This window comes from Agathobaculum faecis, assembly GCF_014287995.1.
GTDB classification, from domain to species: Bacteria; Bacillota; Clostridia; order Oscillospirales; family Butyricicoccaceae; genus Agathobaculum; species Agathobaculum ammoniilyticum.
Window position 1 is genome coordinate 1 of sequence record NZ_JACOPL010000055.1, and the last position, 1,515, is coordinate 1,515.

Genomic DNA, 1,515 nt, shown 5'->3' on the forward strand with positions numbered 1-1,515 from the left:
TTCGACAGCAAAACCGGACACGGTATGGTTATCCTGCCGGAGCCGTCAGAGATCAACGTCTGGAAGTACCAGACGAAAGAGGGGGGTGAGACGATGTATAAGGACGAAAATCAGATTTCTGAATGGGCAAAGGAAAATGTTAAGTATTGTAACGAGTACGGCATTATGGCAGGGGATGCAGACGGGAAATTCCGGCCGCAGGATTTTGTTACGCGCGAAGAGCTGGCCTGCACACTGGCGCGTATTCACAAGAGCATTTAATGAGAGGGGGGACGGGGTATAGCGCCCCACTTGCCTATGGAAAACCAATGCACAAACAATCCGCACGAGTGCATCACGCTTGCCCGCGTGGAAGCGCTGGAAAAGCGGATGGACAGGGCGAGCGACACGCACAAGGAGTTCTTTGACCGTATCCGCGCATTGGAGCAGGACAGCGCGGTACAGGAAGAACGGTATAACACCATTATTGAGAAACTGGACAGCCTGACCGCTACCGTCGCGGAGGTTACAAGCAAGCCCGCAAGACGGTGGGAAAGCATTGTGGACAAGTCGGTATGGGCAGTGCTGGCGGCAGTAATCGCATTCCTGCTTGCAAGAATTGGACTTTGAAAGGAGCGTACTTATGGAAAGTTTGGGATTTACGGCGATTCCGGCAATCACGGTAATTTGCTATCTGATCGCACAGATCGTAAAGGCTACGGCGCTTGACAACAAGTGGCTGCCGATCATCTGCGGCATTTCTGGCGCGGTGCTGGGAATTGTAGCGATGCGGATTATGCCGGAGTATGGCGCAAACGACCCGCTGACGGCAATTGCAATCGGAATTGTGTCCGGCCTTGCGGCGACGGGTGTAAACCAGATTGTCAAACAGCTCGGACAGAAATAAAAAAAGCCGCCCGATGGCGGCAAATTGACACAGGGCGGCGTGCGATGGTATAATATGTCGGGCGCTGTCGTTCCCAGCGGCGGGCGGTTGACCACTCCTTGAGAAAGGGGTGGTGCATATGGGCTTGAGATTCGCAAGGATTTCAATATGTGCAGCAATCTTGTTACACATTTTTGTTACATATGCAAAGTAGCCGCCCCTACGACCAAATAGATGCGGCTACTTTGTAGTTAATTCTTAGGGTCAGCCGTCTGCCGGCAGCGCCCCTTTGTATAGATATTATACCACAAGCCCCGCCTGTGTCAAGGTGGGGCTTTTTGTTTTGAAATTGAGGTGAATCATTTGGGAAAAGCAAGCGGTATTTTGAGGGTTGCCGCCGCAGAGGTCGGCTATCTGGAGAAAGCGAGCAATGCGAGCCTTGACAGCAAGACCGCAAACGCAGGCTCGAATAACTGGACGAAATACGGCAAATGGTACGGCCTGAACGGACCGGAGGCCTACTGGTGCCACATGTTTATAAGCTGGTGCGCGGCACAGTCCGGTAATGCCGGAATCATCCCGCGCACGGCAAGCTGCTACAACGGCAAGGACTGGTTCGCGGAGCGCGGGCGCTTCCACCTGCGGGCGGC

At 53.7% G+C, this 1,515-nt stretch carries 3 protein-coding genes and 1 pseudogene; all 4 read left to right on the top strand.

Features of this window, described 5'->3' with window-relative positions:
* On the top strand, positions 1-261 hold a 261-nt coding region (locus tag H8S45_RS15715), incomplete at its 5' end, for an S-layer homology domain-containing protein (RefSeq protein WP_186950569.1).
* Positions 262-297: 36 nt separating this feature from the next.
* Positions 298-609: a hypothetical protein gene (locus H8S45_RS15720; protein WP_186950571.1), complete on the top strand. Its 312-nt coding sequence runs from the start codon at positions 298-300 to the stop codon at positions 607-609.
* Positions 610-622: 13 nt separating this feature from the next.
* A complete protein-coding gene (locus H8S45_RS15725; protein WP_186950573.1) occupies positions 623-886 on the top strand; it encodes a phage holin family protein in 264 nt (87 codons plus the stop codon).
* A 342-nt stretch (positions 887-1,228) separates the two neighbouring features.
* Positions 1,229-1,515, top strand: a pseudogene (locus H8S45_RS16500) (hypothetical protein); the annotation flags it as partial.